This window comes from Paenibacillus brasilensis, assembly GCF_009363115.1.
GTDB classification, from domain to species: domain Bacteria; phylum Bacillota; class Bacilli; order Paenibacillales; family Paenibacillaceae; genus Paenibacillus; species Paenibacillus brasilensis.
Map to the genome: position 1 here is coordinate 4,949,663 of NZ_CP045298.1, position 20,388 is coordinate 4,970,050.

Sequence of the window (20,388 nt, forward strand, 5' to 3'; positions counted from 1 at the left end):
GGAAAGATTGTACATTACTAATTAACGTTATCCTGTCCAATCGTTGAATAAATCAAAAGGAGCAGCTGCCGCGCCCGCTGCTCCATTCATGCGTAACATGCCTCCGGCCTGCTGCGATCATCATTATGCCGTTTTTGAAAATTTTCGGTAAAGTACAATATACTGTCCCCCTACTTTACTTATCGAGAATTCCCTCCTAACCATTTTCGAACTAAATTCACCTAATATCCGTAACCGTTGAGGGTGTTTCAGGAGGAAATTTATATCTTTCACAAGTCTGTTTGCATGGAGAGATATCATGGAACCATGGTCGCCAAAATTATAACTTTTCATCATAGCAATGGACTCGGGTCCAACGATCCCGCAATATCCAGATACTCCAGCTGCGATAACCGGTCTGGCGCATGCCATTGCTTCAAGCGCGACACGCCCAGTTCCTACGACGATATCTGCTGCATAATAGGCATTTTGAATCGAAGTCAGTGGTCCCTTAACAAGAATAACTCTTCGTCCAAGACGTTGGTTCACTTTCTGGGCCAACTGTGAAAGCTGTCGTCGAAAAGGACCTGGACCATATAACACTGCCGCAAATTTTTTGTTGCTTCGCGCAACCTTTTCTGCAGCCAAGATGACTTTTTGGGCTATCGGATATTTATCCCTTTCGAACCTTGCGGCATAGACTAAAAGCTGAGCATCTTGTGGCAAGCCGAGGGCTTTTCTCCATCTTTTTTTAGGCTGATTGGCCTGAAACTGCATAGTATTGATTCCGTTCGAAATAAGTTGAATTTTATACGCAGGGATTCCACTCTTCCGTAACCATTGTGACAGCCCCGGTGAAACCGAAACGATTTTTTTGGAGGAAACGACTGAAGCTCTTAGATCGTTCTTTGATTCATAGGTACCATGCACTGTAACTATAAGGGGAATGCCAGGATGCGCGCGTTGAAAACGATTGGCCAATCTAAGCCTAGTATTAGCATGAATAATGCCGTACTTGTTTCGGTTAACAATCTTGTACAAGCCTTGTATCTGGTTCAACAACTTTTCTTTTTGCATGGGTAGTATATGCACGGATATCCCCATTTTTCGTGCAGCAGAGGTTAGCGGGCCTCCTATTGTTGCAATCCCAACCCGAATACCTTTAGTAAGCAAAAATTTAGACAAAGACAAGACATGTCTCTCGGTCCCACCGGTTTTAAGGCGATCAATTAACATCAAGACCTTCACTTCTTCAACCACCCCTTCCACGATTTTCATTTCTGCTTGCATAGCTTATGCTTTCGGAAAACGATATGACCGGACAAATGATGATTTATATTTATTTTGGTTAAAATGTTACACACAAAGACGATTGACGAATACAATTATCTCGATTATCTTAAAAAGCTGAGTACATCCACTACTTTGATGAAGGAGACGATTCGTAGCCTATGACGCCTATTACGTTTAAGGAGTTGCGGGGTCCCATTTTGATTGTTGCACCACATCCGGATGATGATGTTCTATCCTCCGGAGGAGTCATTCAAAAAGCCGTCCAAACCGGCAAACCAGTCCACATTGTTTATTTAACCAATGGCGATGCAAACACAGATTCCATCCGAAATTTCCTTCATGCACCATTTATTCCGGCCTCTTTTCGCAGACTTGGGCGCATTCGGCATTTGGAAGCTCTTAGAGCGGCAGCATTTTTAGGCGTGTCATCAAAAAGGTTATACTTCTTCGGTTTTCCAGATGCTCATTCACTCCCTATAGCTAAAAGTACAAATGAAAACCAAGTGTTTCGCTCTCCTGTTACGTTATGGGACCGTGCCAGATATTCATTTTCCTTTCATAGAAATGCACCTTATACAAGAAAAACAGCTATTTCTTTATTTACGGAAATTCTTAAAAAAGTAAAACCTAAAACGATCATTGTAAACCGAGCAGATGATACAAATCCAGACCATCGAGCAGCCAGAATTTTCCTAATGGACGCACTCCGCCGTACGAGAATGAAACCTCTTATCCTTAGCTACTTGATTCACTTTCCGAAATGGCCGTCATTCAAGGGAGCCTTTGTGCCGCCAGTAAGATTAAATACTCGAAATGTACGCGCCCTTTCCATATCGGCATTGAAGCAAAGAAAGAATCTGCAGGCGTTCCGATTACACCGTTCCCAGTTTCATGCTCATGATCGTCTCTTAAGACTTATACGACGAAAGGAAATATTTTGGTTGGGTTAACTTCCGATTAGGCTTAGAGGGGTTCCGCCACATGCCCATCAAGCTATGATGAAACCATGCCCCAAAATGGAAAAATAAGTTATACTTTTTATGATAGCATTTTTCCATAGAAAGGATGGTTTTCCCATGAAATCTATTTCTCTTTCTATCAGCGAAGAAATGCATTTACTAGCCCAACAGCTTCATCATCATTTTTCTCCTGCCCAGCTTGAGGAGCTTGCCAGAAAAGCTGGCTTCGTCCAACGAAAAAGCAAATATACCCCGCAGGATTTAATTTCCTTATGTGTCTTTTTAAATGATGATGTATCTGTGACTCCCCTCACGAGATTATGTAGCCAACTTGATGCCTCAAATCATCTATCGATGAGCGCAGAAGGATTGAACCAGCGTTTCAATTCTTCTGCAATTGCCTTCCTGCAATCCCTTTTTTCAACGCTTCTCCAAGAAAAAATCTCGACTTCCTTCTCACTGCCTTGTGAATGTAACTCCTATTTTCATCGAATCCGAATTCTGGATTCGACTGTGTTTCAACTTCCTGATCCCTATGCCGATCGTTACCAGGGATCCGGAGGAAGTTCTCATACGGCAGGTATGAAAATTCAACTCGAATACGAGCTAATAACCGGAGAATTTTTACAAGTAGATGTTGGGCCCGGAAAAAACAATGATGGTCTATATGGTACAAAACGAGCGAAAACTGTGGAAAAGAACGATCTTTGTATTCGAGATTTAGGATACTTTTGTTTAGATGACTTCGAAGAAATGGAGCGCCAAGGAGCTTTTTACGTTTCACGCTTAAAATTAAATATCCGTGTATATGAAAAAAATAAGGAAGTTGAACAGTCCAAAGATGGCAGGGTAAAAAAGCAATCGTTGTTCAGAGAACTCGACCTCGAAGAGATCATGGGTCGCCTTCAGCCCGGGGAGATTGTGGAACTTCCCGAAGTGTATCTCGGTCGCTATAACAAATTTCGCACACGGCTTCTCATCTATAAACTTACACCGGAACAGACTCAAAAGCGGCTCATGATACGTGCTAAACAGGAGAAAAAGAAAAACATAACCTATAAAGAGCGAACAAAGCGCTTAAGTGCCATCAATATCTACATGACGAATACGCCAGACGTATACTTGAAAAAAGAGTATATCCATGACCTTTATTCCCTCCGCTGGCAGATAGAGATTTTGTTTAAAACTTGGAAATCCATCTTCCATATCGACCAGTGCAAATCGATCAAAACCGAACGCTTCGAATGTCATGTTTACGGGCAGTTGATCGCTATATTGCTTAGTTCTTCTCTTATGTTTCAGATGCGTAGACTTTTGTTGATAAAGAAAAAACAAGAAGCCAGTGAGTTTAAAGTCATCTGTATCTTAAAAGACTACTTGCTTTCCCTACATGAGGCCATAAAAAAACAAGCGGATGATATCCAGCAAGTGCTTCTTCAACTCTTTCGGATGATTGAGAAGAATGGGCGCAAGTCACATCGATATGAGAAGAAAACCGTATTTGACATTCTGGGTGTAATCTATGAAAGTAGACAGAAATCTCGACGGGCTGCATAGAAGAAATTGATTTTTAAACGAAGTCACAAAGGCTTATTTAAGCTTGTTCAAAATCCAATTCTAACCTCAAGATTTGAATCAAATGATGAACTGTAGCATCTGATACTTTTACTTTGTTCTTAGCTTGATGGGCATGTGGCGGTACCCCAGTTATTGCGGATCCCCCCATTGATCGGAATTTCGTCGGTTAAGGGAAAATAGTGCATTCCCGTTTGAGTGCATTTCTTGATTAGTTCGAGCGCGAGGATAACTGGACGGTGAACGTCGTTATTAGAACGAAAATCAAGAATGCTAAGAATTTCAGGAACTATCCGCCGGTAATGGCTACCATAGGAGGCGCGAATGACCGTATGGATTTTTTCGCGGTATGCCGGTCTAGTATGTTTAAATTCGTTGACCAAATCTTTCAGTGTTTGTTCGTTTACAACTGGGTACAGGACATCTTTAATGATTCCCTCCGGATGCTCGATGGCCGTCTGCGCCATGTTAAATAAAATGCCATACTTGTTGCCGACTCGTCGTAGATCGTTCAGAATTTCCTTTTCGATCTTTCGTTCGGCGCGTACTCCGATACGGTGAATAATTTGAATAAGCAGATCGACCAGGTTGTCCGATATTTCCATGCAGCGAAACCAAAAGAAAGTTGACAACAGCGTATATCGAATCGAATCTGGATGTCGGCGAAGCTCACGTAGATCCTCAGTAGAAACGCGCTGCCGATACTTTTTCAACACCTTATGGGGAATGTCTCGAAATAAATCATCCGGAAGCTCCAAATTGCGAATTGTCCGCAATTTGTTAACTTCCTTCAGCACGCTATCCACCCCAGCACGACCAGGATCTGCTTTTAACTCATTAAATGATATTTGTATGCTGCTGTCGCTGGCGGTTTCTTCTTCGTCAATCTCTAAATAAGAAATGCTATCAATCAGAGAGTCTAGCTGAGTTAGAGACGTGGAAGGCAACTTTTGGTATGTCGCTTGGAAGAAGGATTCTTCATATGTATGAATGGCTGAACGGATCAAACGCTCAATGCGGTCCGGCGTGGGCGGCACGATTTTTAATTCATGGAATCGACGGTAAACGCGTTCCTTTAAATGCTCAAATTCATGATCGTAATGCAGAACATGTTGGCATAGCCATTCTGCCATTTCCTGAGCATCCTCTATCGTATCCTCGCGGAATTCGAAGAACTCCCGGATCTGTGTTCGGTGGTAGGTGATTGAACGACCGGTCCAATCGTACTGAGCATATGATTCTGGCTCAGAGAAGATTTGTTTTGCAATGTACGCGATCACCGCTTTGGGAACTTCGTACTTATGAGTTGGAAAACGGGCTTCATTTTGAAAAAACTTGAGTAGCACGGCAAATCCAATCCTGGTTTCCCCGGTCTTGTTCTCGATCAATCTCATCTCGTTCGGCAGGATCGTAAAATGCTCGATTAATTCATCCAGTTCCCAATTCCGTTTCAAGTAATCCACTCCAAAGTAAAGTTCCTATAACAGTGAGTATCGGAACTTTGGACTTGAAATAAGTATATCCAAGCTGTATATTTTAGACAATATGAGTCTCACAATTTCCGATGTTCCATTTACATAAATAGATTCGGAACTTCTTATTTTATGAAGAGGTACGAACGCGCAGGATAGTTTAAGATCATTCACTGTGAACCATATCACAAATAGAGCGAAAATTTAATTGGGAAAGTATGAAGCGTACTGTAATTATACGGAATAGAGTGATTTTTGAGATTTTGAATTCATTACTTAGGTTCCTTACCCCAATACATAATTATGCTACCACTAAAATCAGTCTCATTTTATAAGAAAAAGAGGGTGCTCCCGATGGCAAAATGGGATAATATGCTATCCATAATTTGGATGCTACAATCCGGAAGGAAGCTCACCGCTGCGCGGATTGCAGACAGTTTGGAGATTAGCATCCGTACCGTGTACCGGTATATCGACGCATTATGCGTCAGTGGTGTTCCGATCGTTACGGAATCAGGCCATGACGGAGGCATTCGCATTCTAAAAAGCTTCCAGGAGACGCCATTGTTCTTCAACTCTGTAGAGTTGAAGGCACTTGTGGACGCGTTTAAGTTTGCGCAAGGCGCTGGCTATCCGTATACGAAGGAGCTGGAAAGCGCGTTGAAGAAGGTGGAGAACGGGCTGCACGAAGAGCAGCGCGATGATCTGTCCCGCCAGACGGGAGGCTTGGATGTGATTTCTCCGGCGCGTCCGCCTTCCGTTGTTCCGTTGTTGCGGGACCTGGAGCAGGCGGTGAATGACGGGAGAACGGTGCGCATCGTTTATCGAAAAGCGAATATGGAGCAGGCCGATGAACGTGAAGTCGATCCGTACGGGTTGGCCTACGACCGAAATGAATGGTACGCTGTCGCGTTCTGTCATCGGTCGCAGGCGGTGCGGACGTTCCGTGTGGATCGTATCACTCTGCTAGAGCCGACCGAAGCGTGGTTCCAAAAGCCAGAGCGTTTCTCCGCGGCGGTCTATTTCCGAGACCAGTCCGAACGGGAACGTGAGGCGGACGGGCCGCTGACTGTCATCCGCATCGAGGGAGAGTCCGATACGTTGAATGCGGTTTGCGGCCACTGGCATATGCGCCACTATTTGATGGAACGGACCGATCGGGAAGCGCGGTTTCTGCTCGACGTCCCGACGATGAACAAGTATCTTCCGATGTATCTGATGACGTTTGGCACAGCCATTCGAATTCGTGAGCCGCTGGCGCTGAAGCGCCGGGTCCAGGAGATGTCATCGGCAATCGCACATCATTACGAAATTGATTCCGATTGAAGTTCGCTGACGATAACTGTCAGTGAAGTTGCTTTATTATTAGATATAGAATTCAAATCAAATCATGAAGGAGGAGACAAATGCCTACTTTTAAAATGAAGCATATAAACCCGGAAGGTTTATTCAAATCAAAAGCATTTAGTCAAGCGATTACCGTAACAGGGAAGGCAAAAACAATTTATATTGGCGGGCAAAATGCTATAAATTCAAAAGGTGAGCTGATTGGAGTTGGTGATTTGGAGTTGCAGACAAAACAGGCACTTCATAATATCAAAACCATTTTAGCTACTGAAAATGCAAGTTTCGCCAATCTGGTCAAACTCAATATTTATTTAGTTAGCGGAAGCGACCCGCTTATTGGTTACAAAGCATTCCAAGAGATGGCTGGTTCATTAGATAATCCCCCACTGGTCACCGTGTTATTCGTCTCGGAATTTGCATCGCGTCCATCTTGCCTTCTTGAAATAGATGGAATTGCAGTCATTGAAGATAAAGACTAAATATGTATGGTCTATACGGCTCTGCTTCGCGGGATCAATGTCGGCGGAAACAACAAAGTAGATATGAAAATACTTAAAAAATCATTTGAGCAGGCTGGTATGAAAAACGTCGTTACCTATATCAATTCGGGCAATATCATTTTCACAACCACCGGCCACTCCAAAATGGATATAGCGCAAATTCTCGAAAAAGCGATTACGGATACCTTCGGTTTGCAAATCAAGGTGCTGGTAATTAGTTTAGAAGACATGAAAAAAGTGATGTCCACGCTCCCCGAATCATGGATGAACAATGATAAATTGAGATGCGACGTCCTTTATTTATGGGAAGATATCAATGACGCTTCCGTTCTCGATAAGTTGATCTTCAAACCGGAGATCGAAACGATGAAATATGCTCCAAGCGCGATAATATGGGCGATTGATAAAATAAACGTGACTAAAGGCAGCATGACAAAGTTGATTGGTTCGGAATTGTATCGACAGATGACGATCAGGAATTTGAATACGACACGAAAAATATATCAGCTTATGATGGCGGCAGACGAAGAAAAAAAAATGATTTCACCTGCGCAGATCCCGATTAACTTCGCTGACAACGATTGTCAGTGAGCCTGTTATACGATAGAGAAAATGCTGAGGCAGTGGCAGCCAAACGATGAATAAAGGGAGAGGTGGATTCATCCAATGCGTCAACACCTGCATCAATTGTACGAAATATCATGTTTGGGCGAATGACCAGCTGTTCACCCATCTGGAGCTGCTTCCGAAGGATGCGTTTCATGCGGAAGTGACGAGCGTGATCCCGTCCGTGTCGCAAACGTTCGGGCATATGTACATGTTCGAACAGCTCTATATGTACGTGCTTGCGGAAGTTCCTAACGAGGGCATTTTCCCGAAGATCCCGGGTTGGAGGGAGGAAGCGCAAGACATAACGGTTGATCAAATGCGGAGGCTGTTCGCCGGCGGTGCTGAACAGTTTCGCGATTTGCTGAGGCGGACGCCCGACACGGACAAGGCTATGACAATCGAGCATCCGAGTTACGGCCGTCTCGATACGTATTTCTCCGACATCCTGCGTCATGTGGTCAACCACGGGACATATCACCGGGGCAATGTGACCGCGATGCTGAGGCAGCAAGGGTATGCCGGGGTCCCGACCGATTATATGTTTTATTTGATGGAACGGTAGGAAGGTCAGCGGTAAACGGATGTGAGGAGAGGCAGGCCCGGTTTTCGGGCCTGCCTCTCCTCGTATGCTCAGTCATCAGAAGGTGAAGAGTGGAGTTTCCCAATGGTCATACAAAGTGGCTGGTATTGTTGGCATTACTTACAATGATATAGAGAACAGCGTAAGCAATGATATTCCGATTCTAAGTATTGACAGGCATTTCAACAAAAAAATTACCTGTGTGACCTCGGATAATTATGAGGGAGGGCGTCTGGCTTTGAAGGAACTTGTTAAAGCAGGAGCCCAGAGACCGGCTTTTATGGGAAGTGTAACTTCCGTTTTTAGTGAAACCATGAATCGAAGAAAAGGTTTCATTGATGAGGCGAAAAAATTAGGTGTCGACTATGTTGTATACGAGAAACCAGATTGTGGACGACGATGCCTATTTTGGCGAATTTCTATCTAAGCATCAGGATGTGGACGGCATTTTCGCTATTACCGATATGTTAGCCGCCAAATATATAGAAAGAGCAGGTAGGCAGGGTATTCGCGTTCCAGAGGATGCAAAGGTCATTGGTTACGATGGCATTCAGGATCATCCTTATTTTCATCCGGTATTGTCTACCATCAGGCAGCCAGTGGAGGAAATGGCACGTATGACAATCAGACTGCTGTATAAAAAGATAGAGGGTAAAACTTTAGATCAGCAAGTGTATCGTCTCCCCGTTATTTTCAGGCAAGGCGAAACGACATGATTTTTATTGTAAAGTATTAGCTCATTCAGTTGGATCTCAGTCTGGATCTACAAACTCGACTTTTTCTTATAATAAATTGGAAACGTTTCATTTGGAAATCAAACTACTCTGTTAAAAGATCAAAGGAATAAGTTTGGATCAACAAATGCATCGTCTTCCTGTTATTTTAAGGCAAGATTGTTTTTGATTTTAGAAAAACTTCAATTTATTCGGTCGGTTCATGTATGAATCTGCCGACTGACGTTTTTCTTATAGCAAATTGGAAACGTTTCAAAAATGAAAATATCCTATGACAAGAAAGGGAGTGTAATGGTGAATTCAAGAATTAGCGAGTTAGATCATTCCACGATCAAGCCAAATCGCAAAATATGGAACCAGATCAAACGTGACTATGAACTATATCTGTTTTTGCTGCCAATCATTATTATTTATCTCGTATTTAAGTACTATCCGATGTATGGAATACAAATTGCTTTTAAGGATTTTTCACCAAGTCGGGGAATCTGGGGAAGCGAGTGGGTAGGATTTAAGCACTTTATTGATTTTTTCGATTCCTATAACTTCTGGACGATCATGACCAATACGCTTACACTCAGTGCTCTATCGCTTGTGTTTAGCTTCCCAGCTCCGATTATTATAGCGATTATGCTCAATCAGATGCTGGCCAAGAGATACAAGAAAATTGTACAGACTGTAATTTATGCCCCACACTTTATTTCTACCGTAGTGCTCGTCGGTATGCTTAATGTTTTTCTGTCTCCAAACAGCGGAATTGTGAAGAAGAGTATCCTAGTGAGGGTTTCGAAAACCAGAGCCGGGGAAAATCGAACCGTCTATGTTACTTCTGATACGATCAATTTATTCCAGGATTATATTATTGAATTTCACAGTTCACAAACCAGTATTGATCACGTTTTTTTTAATTTAAGTGGTAAAAATAAAGGTGAGCAGATGTCCTATTGGGGTTTGCAGGCGCTGATAAAGCGTTTAAATCGGAAAGCTGAGGTAGACTTCACCGCCCACATGTTTCGTCATACATGTGCAACACAATTAAACGATAAAGGTATCAGTGCTGTCTCACTGAAAAATTTATTAGGGCATGCCCACATCCAAACTACTCTCCAAATGTACGTCCATCCTTCTGACGAGACTATCCGGAAGCACTGGGAACAAGCTATTTCTCATGAAAGTAAGGAGTAATGCATGAATCAAGTTATTCAACAATTAGCTAGGGCCTGTACGCAAACTGTACAACTCATAAAAATCTAGTAAAATAAGGAATATGAGACGAAGATATGAGTTAACAGATGAAGAATGGAATATCCTTGAACCCTTGCTGCCCCCGGCCCGAAAAAAACAAGGAGGACGTCCACCTAAAGATCGGCGTCAGATGCTGAATGCCGTGCTATGGGTTGCTCGAACGGGAGCGCCATGGCGAGATTTACCGAGTACGTATGGTCCCTGGTCTTCTGCCTATAGTTTTTTCTGGCGGTTGCAAAAAGCGAATATTTGGAATGAAATCTTGAAGCATGTCGCCATCGAACCCGATTGGGAGCAAGTGATGATTGATGCTACCATCGTTCGCGTCCATCAGCATGGAGCGGGCGCAAAAGGGGGCAGGATCGGCAAGCCATCGGGCGTTCGCGCGGAGGATTAACCACCAAAATTCATGCGATGGTGGATGCGCTTGGCTATCCGCTGCGTTTCGAATTGACGCCAGGACAAGACCACGATTCGGTCACGGGCTATCGCCTTCTTCATGGACTGGACGTTTGCCCGGGAGAAGTGTTAGCGGATCGCGCCTACGATACCAATGCGATTTTAGAGCTTTTGCAAAGCCGATCCATTACTCCGGTGATCCCATGCAAACGCAATCGGCGGGTAAAGCGTCCGTTAGATTCGGAGACGTATAAAGAGCGACACTTAGTTGAATGCTTTTTCAACAAAGTTAAAAACTATCGACGCCTGGCTCCCTCGCTATGAAAAAACAGCAAACATGTTCATGGCTTTTTTGACGCTACTTTCTATTCGTTTATGGCTTAAATAGGTTTGCGTACAGGCCCTAATAAGAAGATCAATTCACTCTTGCCGCTACCGGAATATTTTACGAATGATATTTGGGAAAGCAATGCTATGGCTGAGATCCTTCACCTGAAGCATTTTCCTAACTATAATAGAAATTTTCGATTCGATATGATTGAAAATCCTAATTTTAGAGAGGAAGTAAAACGATACTTCTACACCAATTTAATAAACGGTCGCTGGTGCCTTGCAACGATGGTTGGTCAAACTTATACCTCTGCTCTCTTCTTCAGTAAGTTCATATCGGATATTTATCCTGAAGCAATAAGTATCCTGGATTGTCCTCAGGAAAAGGTCAGGAAATTATATCTCGTACATTTAAAGAACCATAAAAAGGCAAGAGTTACTTCCAGTAAACCGTCACGAATGAGCTCCTCATACAGATATTTCTACTCAGTTGTTGATCAAGTCTATAAATTTCTATTTGATTTATATGATGATCGGTCCGAAGAAGAGAAAGATATATGGAGTATTGAAAAGCTAGGCTTACCTTACAATATGTCTCGTAGAGAAACACAAATTAATTTCACAAATATACACGCTACTTACAGGGGGTTTGTAAAAAAATATTTCTATCACGTTTTGATTCTTCAACGACAAATCAGCATTGCCACTGCATTTAATATTTTGAAAAAAGTGTATCTATTTTTTAATTTTATTGCTGAGAGACATCCGGATTGGACTGATACTAGAAACCTTCAGAGAACTGACATTGAAGCATTTTTAGAGCATATATGGAAAGTTGATATGGGTGGTAACAATCATATCAAAATTAGAACGCCCAGCAGCCGGCATGTTAGCGAGTGTATAGCAAATGCTAGAAGGATATTGGAATATGCTCAGATTTATGGATGGAATGAAGCTCCTACGGAGCCTGTTCACCTATTAATAGTGAAAGAAGATATGCCAAGAAGGGAAAGAAAGAATTATTATGTCACATCAAGCACATACCTGACCATATATGGGAGCAGGTACAGAATAATCTGCATCTGCTCCATTCATCTTTAGCTCGATTGGTACTTGTAATGGAAGCCAGCGGTTTCCGAGTGTCCGATGTATGTCAATTAGATGTGGATTGCCTGGTATACAAATCTAATGGTTGGTGGCTTAAAGGTGACCAGCGTAAGGTCAATCATATAGATCACCTGGTTCCCATATCCGAAGAAATTGTATCAGTCGTAAAACCCCAGCAGGAATACCTTCAGACTGAAGAAATCTATAACCCATATCGTTTTCTATTTCCCCATGTCATTGGCAAAGCGTCTGGTAAAGCAATGTCTCAGAAAACGGTTAGTACAGCTCTTGACCGTCTAGCAGAGAAACTTGACCTTCGTGATACTGCCGGGAACATATACAATTTTAGAAACCATGCTTTCAGGCATCGTTATGGAGTGAATTTGATCAACAACGGAATGCAAATTCTACACGTTCAAAAGCTCATGGCTCAAACGAGTCCAGAAATGACTCTTACGTATGCTCGTATTCTGGATGATACCCTTCGTAAAGAGTGGGAAAAAGCTCATACCTCTATCCGCCTGAATGTAACCGGCAAACCCGTCATGGTAGATATTTCAGTACAAGCCGAGGAAAACGGGCTTGAGCTAGATTGGATACGACATCATTTGGATTCCGTCCGGATGGATCATGGATTTTGCATTAAAAGCCCCAAGTTACACTGTGATTTTCTAGAACAGACTTTGGAACCACCCTGTATTAAAAATAATTGTCGGAGCTTCCATGTGGATACTACATTCTTGGACTATTACACGAGTCAGATTGATCAATTGGAGAGCGACGTAGCTGTATATATGGCTAAAGGTAGAACACGCTCCATAGAGCTGGTACAGCTTAAAATAAAGCGTTATAAGGAGATCAGGGATTCACTTTTGGCTGACAAGCCGATTATGGGGATAGAAAAAGATAAGCGGGAATATGTCGGGAGTGAACGTCATGGCCAATAAACATCCGGATGTATCCGGGTTAAAAATAATGCAATACAAAAAAGAGAACTTGCTATAGCTCGTGGGTGGGCTGCTGTAAGATCACTGCAAGCAGAAGGTGTTCAGGTTAATTTTAGTTCAGTTTCAAATCACTCAGGTGTTTCTAAGTCATTCCTTTATGGACATTCTGAGTTACGCACAGAAATTGGACGTTTACGAGGTCTAGCGCCCGCTGATAGCCGCAATGGCGGGCGTTGAGCAACTTAAGTGACAGCTATGAAAACTTGTGATCATTTTAAAAATCAACTAAGACAGGATGTGCACCATGGAAAATTATCCGGGATCAAGGCGTGATGAACGAAAGAAATGGAACAGTGCTTTCATATTACCAGAGCATCGCAAACGCATTAATGAATTTTATTTATCCCAAAACGATGTTCCCCAGCCTGCATTAAGCTCTGATGAATTAGAAGAACTAAATTATGCGGTGCTTCAATATTTAAATGAGCGTTGTGCCGTAGAGATTACCTATTATCGGCAGAAAGCAATTCATCGTATCACAGGGTATTTGATAAAATGTGATCCAATAAGCGGTATTCTAACTCTCCAGAATCTTGGCCAAGATTTTAAACGCCTCCTCTTGAGCGAGGTGTTATCAATACGATTATCTTCTGAAGTTGAGCCCAAGTAAAATTATACAAGCTATGCTTGATTTTCTTTCCTTGTTTTGTTTGAAGAGGATATGGATGTATTATCTCGTAATATGCGAATGCCGAGAGAAGGATGCGCCACGGTTCCTTAAAGCCGGAATGCTGGAATCGTATTACAACATAAGAAGACCGTGAGCACAGCGTCCCAGTAGGGGCGTACTGGCTCTAAGGTTAGAGAGGTTCCGCCAACAAAACGCAGAGTTCGTAGGCTAAAGAGAAGAATTCAGTAAAATAGCATCTTTTCGGTACGTTAATGAATGCAGCACAAATGAAAATGATGTTTATATGAAGAAAATAAAGTTCTAGACTGGGAAATAAAAGTATTAGACGCCCATGCCGCTAACGCAGCACCATCAGATGATGAAAATGGTAGGCATGCGATATAATTTACTTACGGCTGGCGAAGGCAGGTCGGCAGTCAATGGTGCTTCGAGCCCGAGTATTAGACTGACCCTAACGACCAGGTGCACCACAGATTGTTGCTCCGAATTTGGAAGCACGCAGGATAGAATAACCATATGTGGTTGTTGCACCAGCCCCTTCAATCTTGCTGCCGTAAGGAGAAGGCTACGAATGGACGTTGTTTACAGTCATGTGTGCGGACTTGACGTTCATAAAAAGAACATCGTTGCCTGCACCATCACGCCTGAAGGTAAAGAAATCCGTACGTTTGGCACGATGACCGACGATTTAATTTTGCTTGTAGATTGGCTCAAAGCCAAGGAATGCACTCATGTAGCGATGGAAAGCACTGGAGCATATTGGAAACCAATCTACAACCTGTTGGAGCTTGAGGAGATTGAGACTCTTGTTGTGAATGCCCAGCACATCAAGAATGTTCCGGGACGCAAGACTGACGTCAAAGACGCGGAATGGATTGCTGGATTGCTCCGGCATGGTCTATTGAAGGGTAGCTTTATCCCAAATCGCGAGCAAAGAGAGCTGAGGGAATTGATTCGCTACCGCCGTAGTCTCATCGAAGAGCGAGCTCGGGAAGTCAGCCGCATTCAAAAGGTGCTGGAAGGAGCAAACATCAAGCTTTCCTCGGTTGCCAGCAATGTGCTTGGGAAATCAGGACGTGCAATGATTGAGGCGATGATTGCTGGCGAAACCAATCCTGAAGCTTTATCTGATCTTGCAAAACGAAAGTTGAAAAGCAAAAAAGCGGATTTGAAGCGAGCATTGAACGGCTTAATGGGCCCTCATCAGAAACTGATGCTGGGAGCTCAGCTCCGTCACGTCGATTATTTGGACGAAGAGATTGGCAGGTTGGATGAGGAAATTAAAAAGCGCATGCTCCCTTTTGATGAAGACTTGGAACTGCTTGACACCATCCCAGGTGTGGCACGAAGAACAGCAGAGACTATTCTAGCCGAAATTGGCTCTAATATGAATCAGTATCCTTCCGCCGCCCATTTATGTTCTTGGGCAGGGCTGTGTCCGGGTCAGAATGAAAGCGCCGGAAAACGATTGTCCGGCAAGACGCGAAAAGGAAATAAGAAACTCCGAAGTACGCTTGTAGAAGCTGCGAAGGCTGCGGCTAGAACAAAAGAAACGTATTTATCCAGCCAGTATCATCGGATTTCCGCGCGTCGGGGAGCTAACCGAGCGACGGTTGCAGTAGCACACAGTATATTATCTATGGTTTACTATATTCTTAAGCGGAAACAACCCTACATCGAGCTAGGTCCAACCTACTACGAGGAACGAAAACGGGATGTGATCATCAAGCATTCCATTAAGAAACTGGAGTCATTAGGTGTATCAATTACTGTGAATACGGCAGCTTCCTGATCGTTATGCAAACCATACATTACTAATGCCCCTGGCTATTTTTTGTTTGCCGGAGGGTCGCTTTCTTGTTGCCTTTTTTAGGTGTTCTACGGAGCGATATTTTCAGGATAGACTGACGTTTCTTCATTAAGCTAACGGGCAGTAGAGCACGATTGTGAATTTATATAGGTACAACTTGTACCTTGCGGCTAGCCACAGCCATATAAAACCGATGCGGCTAACAAGGCCAGATTTAAAGGGCAAATCTCCATGCATGATTTGAGAGCATGGAGACTTATTTTAGTTTTATTATTACAAATAGGCAAACATGACACCATCCAATTGCCAATATGAGGGAGGATGGGGTAAACGGCAAATAGCATGCATTAAGAATCCGCTATTGCTGTATTCTGATCGGGACGTCTTGCCGGAAACAGGCAGATCAGCGATGTTGTTAGTTCCAGCCTATAGGTCTATTGAACCGGAATTTCAATCCAGGATGAACGAATATCACCAGTATATATCGTTTGCTTCGCGATTTTCATCTCTTCTTGAAGCGCCCAAGATCCGGCGATGTTAGGGTGCGCATGGTAAGCCGGAAAATTGGATGAGGAGATGTCAACCCTCAATATCGAACCTTTGCGGAGCGTCCAGAGGATCGGCCACAATTCGATTTCGATCTCTACGATCTCGTTTGGCGTGTAGGGTGATGTACGGTCATTGCGAAAACGCAAGCTAGTGATGCCATCGCGAATGTTGCACGTGGTACCGTCGGCAAACTGCTCCATGATGCATACCGTGAACGAAGTATCCTCGGCATCCGAGCTTACGGTCAGATGCGTTGTAATTGGACCAGAGATCTGCAAGGGGGCCTCCAGTTCTTCCGACAAGAAAGAAATGACGTCCGTTCTTGTACCTGGCGCGTCTTGATAGACGCTGGCCGGCCTGCAAGCGTCAGGTGCCCGGGACAAATAATTCATCAAAGCGGCTCCCCCCTTCGTCGATACGGGATTGGAAGGATCGTATGCATAGGAAACGGAAGTTCCCGCAAACGGTTTTTCGAGCGTCAAGCCATGAATGGGTCCCTGCGTGCATGCCAGTTCGTATCGCGCAACGCTATTGTTTTTGATCCATCCGTCCCAGCTTTTCCAACGTCCTTCCCCGATCACATAAGTTTGAACCTTTCCCTTAAGATCAACGTTCTCGAACGGCTCGCCTTTCAAATGATGATTAAACCACTGCAAAGCGGCTCGATGCTGCTTCGGCACCCATAATTCATGATTTGTATAATCCAGGTCGCCGGCAACATCTTCTGTATGCACCCAAGGCCCGATGAGAAAACAACTTTCCGATCGGACGGATTCGGGAAGTTTGTTGTAGCTCAGGACGGACGAATTGAGATTATGGTCGAACCATCCTTCAATGATCATGACCGGAATCTTCGTCTTACAGGGAACTTCTTTCAAATCGGCCCAAAAACCGGTATTCCAAAAAGGTCTGTCGGGATCGATCTCTGTTACCCAATCCCGATACCAGGGCAGCGTATGTCCAAACAGATGTTGGTCCATCTCGATGTGGGGTTTCACGGACAGCGCTTCCCGATAAAGCGTATCTTGCGGCAAAAGCGGTTCATAGCCGGCGTTCCAAATCGCCCAAGCGGTGAAGAGGTCGTGCCGAAACATGCCGTTCATGTAAAGTTGTTTGTACCGCTCGATTCCGGCGACGGCGATAAACATCGTTTTGACTTCCGGAGGCAAGTGCTCGGCCATGCTCCACTGAAGGATCCCCGAGTAAGAGGAACCGTAAGTGCCGATGCGGTCGTTCGACCAAGATTGCTCGATCACCCAATTGAGCGTATCCAACCCATCCTCTATCTCATGGACAAAGGGAATCCATTCTCCTTCAGATTGCCCCCGGCCTCGGCATTCCTGCAGAACGAAGGCAAATCCGTGCCCAGCCCAGAACTTTGCCTGCTCCAGAAAATCCGCCTGCATGAACGGGTACGGATTACGATTGAGAATGACTGGCCAAGGGCTTCCCTCTTCCGGAAGTGTAACAATCGTGTTCAGATTGACTCCGTCTCTCATTGGTACGAATTCGGCTTTTTGATTCTTGTCATATGTTGACATTCGTCATTCCTCCATCATTTTTAAAGTTTGGTATTGCCCTCTGAGACTATAATAAGAAATAATGGTGACAGGGATTGTCATGAACTTTAATTTGAAACAAGATGGGGAATTAATATGCCAAAATCTGAATTGCCCAAGTCCAAAAGACTGATGGAACTGATGATGACCGTTAATCGAAAGCGGCAGTTCAAGGCTCGAGAGCTTGCCGATGAATTCGGGGTGTCCACACGCACCATCTTGAGAGATCTGCAGGAATTGAGCGAGCTGGGGGTTCCACTGTATTCGGAAGTAGGCCCGCATGGAGGGTATCAAGTAGTAAGAGAAAGGGTTCTGCCGCCTATCGCATTTACGGAAATGGAGGCGGTGGCGATGTTTTTTGCGGTGCATGCCTTACGTCATTATTCCTCGCTGCCGTTCGAAGCGGAGTCGGTTTCTGCGCTGAAAAAATTTTATTTGCATATGCCTGGAGATGTCAGGAATCGCATCGACAGCATGAAAGGCCGGCTCGATTTCATTGCACCGACAAGGCGGGGGGATGCTCCATACTTGGCTATTGTGCTGGAAGCCGCTGTGGAGCAAAAGGTACTCGCTATCGATTACGAATCGGATGAGAAAGGGGAAAGCAGCCGTCAGATTCAACCAGTCTTGCTCTATGCTAACCAAGGGTACTGGTATTGCTTGGCGTATTGCTTCCTGCGCCGAGGCTATCGATTGTTCCGGTGCGACCGGATTCGATCAGCTGTCTATGATACATCAGGCATAGAGCCGCTTGAGCTTGGCGGTATCCATCTTACATGGCGAGAAGAAGAGGAGCTAGTGAAAGATCCCATCCACCTTCGGGCTTATCTGAGTCGCAAAGGCGTGCAACACTGCGAGGCAGAGATTTGGCTCTCTCTGCAATTGAATGCAGACGGAAGCGGCTTTATTGACAAGGTTGTGTCCCGAGCCCATCTTTCCTTTTATGCGGAGTTTTTCATTGGATTAGGAGATGAGGTTATTCTGGATGAGCCGGAGGAATTGAAAGAAGCGATAAGGAAGAGACTTTCCGAGCTGTTAAGTCGCTACTAAGGCATGCAATGACTTTGCAATTGTAGTCTAGCTGCCAAGTGAACGAAGGCAGGATGGTAGCTATAATTGTATCTCTTACATCCCGTCGATTACGATGATCATAAAGTTGATTCACTTCACTAACGGAGAACGATAGTTAAATGAGACAGTGACAGTCTAGGAGTTTAATTTCTGTTTGATATCTGGAATATACCGAGGATGGTTCAGCCATCCTTATTTCTGTGCTGGCATTCTTTCTATGAATATATGTTCTTTGTGATTCATGCCCCTATCTTACTGGGCAATTCAAAATTAAGTCTTGATAAACACAAAAAATGGGTACTTATCATAAGCATCGGGGATAATCCCAACTGTCCGGAAGGCTCACGCACGCAATACTTTATCGGAGAGTTCGACGGAAATACGTTCATCAATGACAATCCGGCCGATCATATCCTGTGGCTGGATTATGGCCGGGACAATTATGCGGGGGTCACTTGGTCGGATATAGCTGAGCAAGACGGACGGCGCGTGATCATCGGATGGATGAGCAACTGGAAATATGCCAACCAAACGCCTACCGGAGCCTGGAGAGGCGCAATGACTCTGCCTCGCGTCTTATCATTAACCAGCCGAGACGAGGACGTAGTCCTGACCCAAATGCCTGTTCGGGAAATAGTGCAGCTGCGGAAAGGAACGCTCTGCTGGAATGAGGTCAAGGTTACGTCGGCGGTGCCGTTTACGCAAAAAATGAATGATGTTCTGCTTGAGATTGAAGCGGATATCGACATTCGTTCCGGGGGCGAGGTTCATCTCAAAATGAAGTCCTCTGGGCAAAGTGAGACTATTATCGGTTATGATCCTGTGCGTCAATGGCTATTCATCGACCGTTCGAAATCGGGCCTTAGTGATTTCCACCCATCGTTTGCGTGCAAGCACGGCGCTAGAATGGTTTCGGAGAATGGGAAGATCAAGCTGCATATCTGGCTGGATCGCAACGCGGTTGAAGTGTACGCGAATGAGGGCTTGGTTGCACTGACGGATCAAATATTCCCTGATGCTCCGATGGATCGTATTGAGATAAGTGCGAAATCAGGGGAAGTTGTACTGAACTCGTTTCATATGCATGCTCTTAACTCCATTCATATTCCCAGTGGCCCAACGGAGCAGACATCAAGGAGGGTTGAGGCATGAGCCATGCAATCGATAATCGGGGATTGATCATGTATTGGGCCTTCAATGAAGGAACCGGTACAAGCGCTTTGGAGAGCGTATCCCAAGTGAGGGATGATATCCAGTACGTATTTAACCAAGCGGAGTTTACTAAACCTTGCCCTCCACGGTGGAGACAGGGAGTAATGGGAAACGGGCTCTTGTTCGACCGTGAGTTGAAGCGTGTTGCTACGTTGCAACCCTAACAAGCAAAAAGCGCACAGCACGCTTATGAGGAACGCCGTAAGGCTTCCGTCTCTTCCGGAAAATGGTCCAGCGCTATGGCAGTTTCTTTGGAGGAAAAGCTTCAAGCGACGTGGTCTCCAGAGTAGCTCACAGAACGTTTTCGCGTAGAAGGAAAACCTGCAGTCTGCTTTAAAACCATCATGAATTATCGCGATCTAAGAAAAGCTGAAAACCAGTGGGAGTACAACCGATCATGGTTGGTGGCAAGGATATTTTTCA

16 protein-coding genes and 3 pseudogenes are annotated in these 20,388 nt (G+C 44.4%); 16 read left to right on the top strand and 3 right to left on the bottom strand.

Annotation, left to right across the window (positions count from 1 at the left end; all coding sequences use genetic code 11):
• Positions 1-123: 123 nt before the first annotated feature.
• Positions 124-1,269, bottom strand: coding sequence for a glycosyltransferase (locus GCU48_RS23360; protein WP_152381626.1), 1,146 nt, complete (start codon positions 1,267-1,269; stop codon positions 124-126).
• Positions 1,270-1,430: 161 nt separating this feature from the next.
• Between GCU48_RS23360 and GCU48_RS23365 the strand changes: the two genes are divergently transcribed.
• Entirely contained in the window at positions 1,431-2,222 is a 792-nt protein-coding gene (locus GCU48_RS23365; RefSeq protein WP_152381627.1) for a PIG-L deacetylase family protein, read from the top strand.
• A 135-nt stretch (positions 2,223-2,357) separates the two neighbouring features.
• Positions 2,358-3,788 carry an IS4 family transposase gene (locus GCU48_RS23370; protein ID WP_152382244.1) on the top strand — a complete coding sequence of 477 codons (1,431 nt, stop codon included), beginning with the start codon at positions 2,358-2,360 and terminating at the stop codon, positions 3,786-3,788.
• A 119-nt stretch (positions 3,789-3,907) separates the two neighbouring features.
• Here the strand turns inward: GCU48_RS23370 and GCU48_RS23375 are convergent, their stop codons facing one another.
• On the bottom strand, positions 3,908-5,260 hold the full coding sequence (locus GCU48_RS23375; RefSeq protein ID WP_152381628.1) for a DUF4158 domain-containing protein: 1,353 nt from the start codon (positions 5,258-5,260) through the stop codon (positions 3,908-3,910).
• Between the two features lie 372 nt (positions 5,261-5,632).
• Between GCU48_RS23375 and GCU48_RS23380 the strand changes: the two genes are divergently transcribed.
• From GCU48_RS23380 to GCU48_RS23425, 11 genes and pseudogenes are all read left to right on the top strand, one after another.
• Positions 5,633-6,604, top strand: a complete 972-nt coding sequence (locus GCU48_RS23380) for a helix-turn-helix transcriptional regulator (protein WP_152381629.1) — start codon at positions 5,633-5,635, stop codon at positions 6,602-6,604.
• 80 nt (positions 6,605-6,684) lie between these two features.
• A complete protein-coding gene (locus GCU48_RS23385; RefSeq protein ID WP_152381630.1) occupies positions 6,685-7,104 on the top strand; it encodes a RidA family protein in 420 nt (139 codons plus the stop codon).
• Between the two features lie 6 nt (positions 7,105-7,110).
• Positions 7,111-7,716: a DUF1697 domain-containing protein gene (locus GCU48_RS23390; RefSeq protein ID WP_152381631.1), complete on the top strand. Its 606-nt coding sequence runs from the start codon at positions 7,111-7,113 to the stop codon at positions 7,714-7,716.
• 46 nt (positions 7,717-7,762) lie between these two features.
• Positions 7,763-8,296, top strand: coding sequence for a DinB family protein (locus GCU48_RS23395; protein ID WP_152381632.1), 534 nt, complete (start codon positions 7,763-7,765; stop codon positions 8,294-8,296).
• A 112-nt stretch (positions 8,297-8,408) separates the two neighbouring features.
• A pseudogene (locus GCU48_RS28920) lies at positions 8,409-9,030 on the top strand (substrate-binding domain-containing protein); the annotation flags it as partial.
• Positions 9,031-9,339: 309 nt separating this feature from the next.
• The gene (locus GCU48_RS27145; RefSeq protein ID WP_244315888.1) at positions 9,340-10,230 is read left to right on the top strand and encodes a tyrosine-type recombinase/integrase; all 891 of its coding nucleotides are present in this window, start codon (positions 9,340-9,342) and stop codon (positions 10,228-10,230) included.
• Between the two features lie 82 nt (positions 10,231-10,312).
• Positions 10,313-11,013: pseudogene (locus GCU48_RS23410) on the top strand (IS5 family transposase).
• A 150-nt stretch (positions 11,014-11,163) separates the two neighbouring features.
• Positions 11,164-12,120, top strand: a complete 957-nt coding sequence (locus GCU48_RS28340) for a hypothetical protein (protein ID WP_244315890.1) — start codon at positions 11,164-11,166, stop codon at positions 12,118-12,120.
• 38 nt (positions 12,121-12,158) lie between these two features.
• Positions 12,159-13,073: a tyrosine-type recombinase/integrase gene (locus tag GCU48_RS28345; RefSeq protein ID WP_244315892.1), complete on the top strand. Its 915-nt coding sequence runs from the start codon at positions 12,159-12,161 to the stop codon at positions 13,071-13,073.
• Between the two features lie 304 nt (positions 13,074-13,377).
• Positions 13,378-13,743 carry a YolD-like family protein gene (locus tag GCU48_RS23420; RefSeq protein WP_167518753.1) on the top strand — a complete coding sequence of 122 codons (366 nt, stop codon included), beginning with the start codon at positions 13,378-13,380 and terminating at the stop codon, positions 13,741-13,743.
• Between the two features lie 592 nt (positions 13,744-14,335).
• Positions 14,336-15,556 carry an IS110 family RNA-guided transposase gene (locus tag GCU48_RS23425; RefSeq protein WP_152381634.1) on the top strand — a complete coding sequence of 407 codons (1,221 nt, stop codon included), beginning with the start codon at positions 14,336-14,338 and terminating at the stop codon, positions 15,554-15,556.
• A 452-nt stretch (positions 15,557-16,008) separates the two neighbouring features.
• Here the strand turns inward: GCU48_RS23425 and GCU48_RS23430 are convergent, their stop codons facing one another.
• Positions 16,009-17,664, bottom strand: a complete 1,656-nt coding sequence (locus GCU48_RS23430; protein ID WP_152381635.1) for a CocE/NonD family hydrolase — start codon at positions 17,662-17,664, stop codon at positions 16,009-16,011.
• A 129-nt stretch (positions 17,665-17,793) separates the two neighbouring features.
• On the opposite strand from GCU48_RS23430, the gene GCU48_RS23435 reads away from it, so the two are divergent.
• The 3 genes and pseudogenes from GCU48_RS23435 to GCU48_RS23445 form a co-directional block, all read left to right on the top strand.
• Complete coding sequence (locus GCU48_RS23435) at positions 17,794-18,732, top strand: helix-turn-helix transcriptional regulator (protein ID WP_152382245.1); 939 nt, start codon at positions 17,794-17,796, stop codon at positions 18,730-18,732.
• A gap of 198 nt (positions 18,733-18,930) precedes the next feature.
• Positions 18,931-19,905, top strand: coding sequence for a glycoside hydrolase family 32 protein (locus GCU48_RS23440; RefSeq protein WP_244315894.1), 975 nt, complete (start codon positions 18,931-18,933; stop codon positions 19,903-19,905).
• A pseudogene (locus GCU48_RS23445) lies at positions 19,902-20,093 on the top strand (hypothetical protein); the annotation flags it as partial. The gene GCU48_RS23440 and the pseudogene GCU48_RS23445, both read left to right, overlap by 4 nt.
• Positions 20,094-20,388 lie beyond the last annotated feature (295 nt).

Excerpts from the sequence above, each read along its gene's own strand:
- GCU48_RS23360 (WP_152381626.1), bottom strand. The coding sequence starts at position 1,269 with ATGCAAGCAGAAATGAAAATCGTGGAAGGGGTGGTTGAAGAAGTGAAG.
- GCU48_RS23365 (WP_152381627.1), top strand. The coding sequence starts at position 1,431 with ATGACGCCTATTACGTTTAAGGAGTTGCGGGGTCCCATTTTGATTGTT.
- GCU48_RS23380 (WP_152381629.1), top strand. The coding sequence starts at position 5,633 with ATGGCAAAATGGGATAATATGCTATCCATAATTTGGATGCTACAATCC.
- GCU48_RS23385 (WP_152381630.1), top strand. The coding sequence starts at position 6,685 with ATGCCTACTTTTAAAATGAAGCATATAAACCCGGAAGGTTTATTCAAA.
- GCU48_RS23390 (WP_152381631.1), top strand. The coding sequence starts at position 7,111 with ATGGTCTATACGGCTCTGCTTCGCGGGATCAATGTCGGCGGAAACAAC.
- GCU48_RS23395 (WP_152381632.1), top strand. The coding sequence starts at position 7,763 with ATGAATAAAGGGAGAGGTGGATTCATCCAATGCGTCAACACCTGCATC.
- GCU48_RS27145 (WP_244315888.1), top strand. The coding sequence starts at position 9,340 with ATGGTGAATTCAAGAATTAGCGAGTTAGATCATTCCACGATCAAGCCA.
- GCU48_RS28340 (WP_244315890.1), top strand. The coding sequence starts at position 11,164 with ATGGCTGAGATCCTTCACCTGAAGCATTTTCCTAACTATAATAGAAAT.
- GCU48_RS23420 (WP_167518753.1), top strand. The coding sequence starts at position 13,378 with ATGGAAAATTATCCGGGATCAAGGCGTGATGAACGAAAGAAATGGAAC.
- GCU48_RS23425 (WP_152381634.1), top strand. The coding sequence starts at position 14,336 with ATGGACGTTGTTTACAGTCATGTGTGCGGACTTGACGTTCATAAAAAG.
- GCU48_RS23430 (WP_152381635.1), bottom strand. The coding sequence starts at position 17,664 with ATGTCAACATATGACAAGAATCAAAAAGCCGAATTCGTACCAATGAGA.
- GCU48_RS23440 (WP_244315894.1), top strand. The coding sequence starts at position 18,931 with ATGGTTCAGCCATCCTTATTTCTGTGCTGGCATTCTTTCTATGAATAT.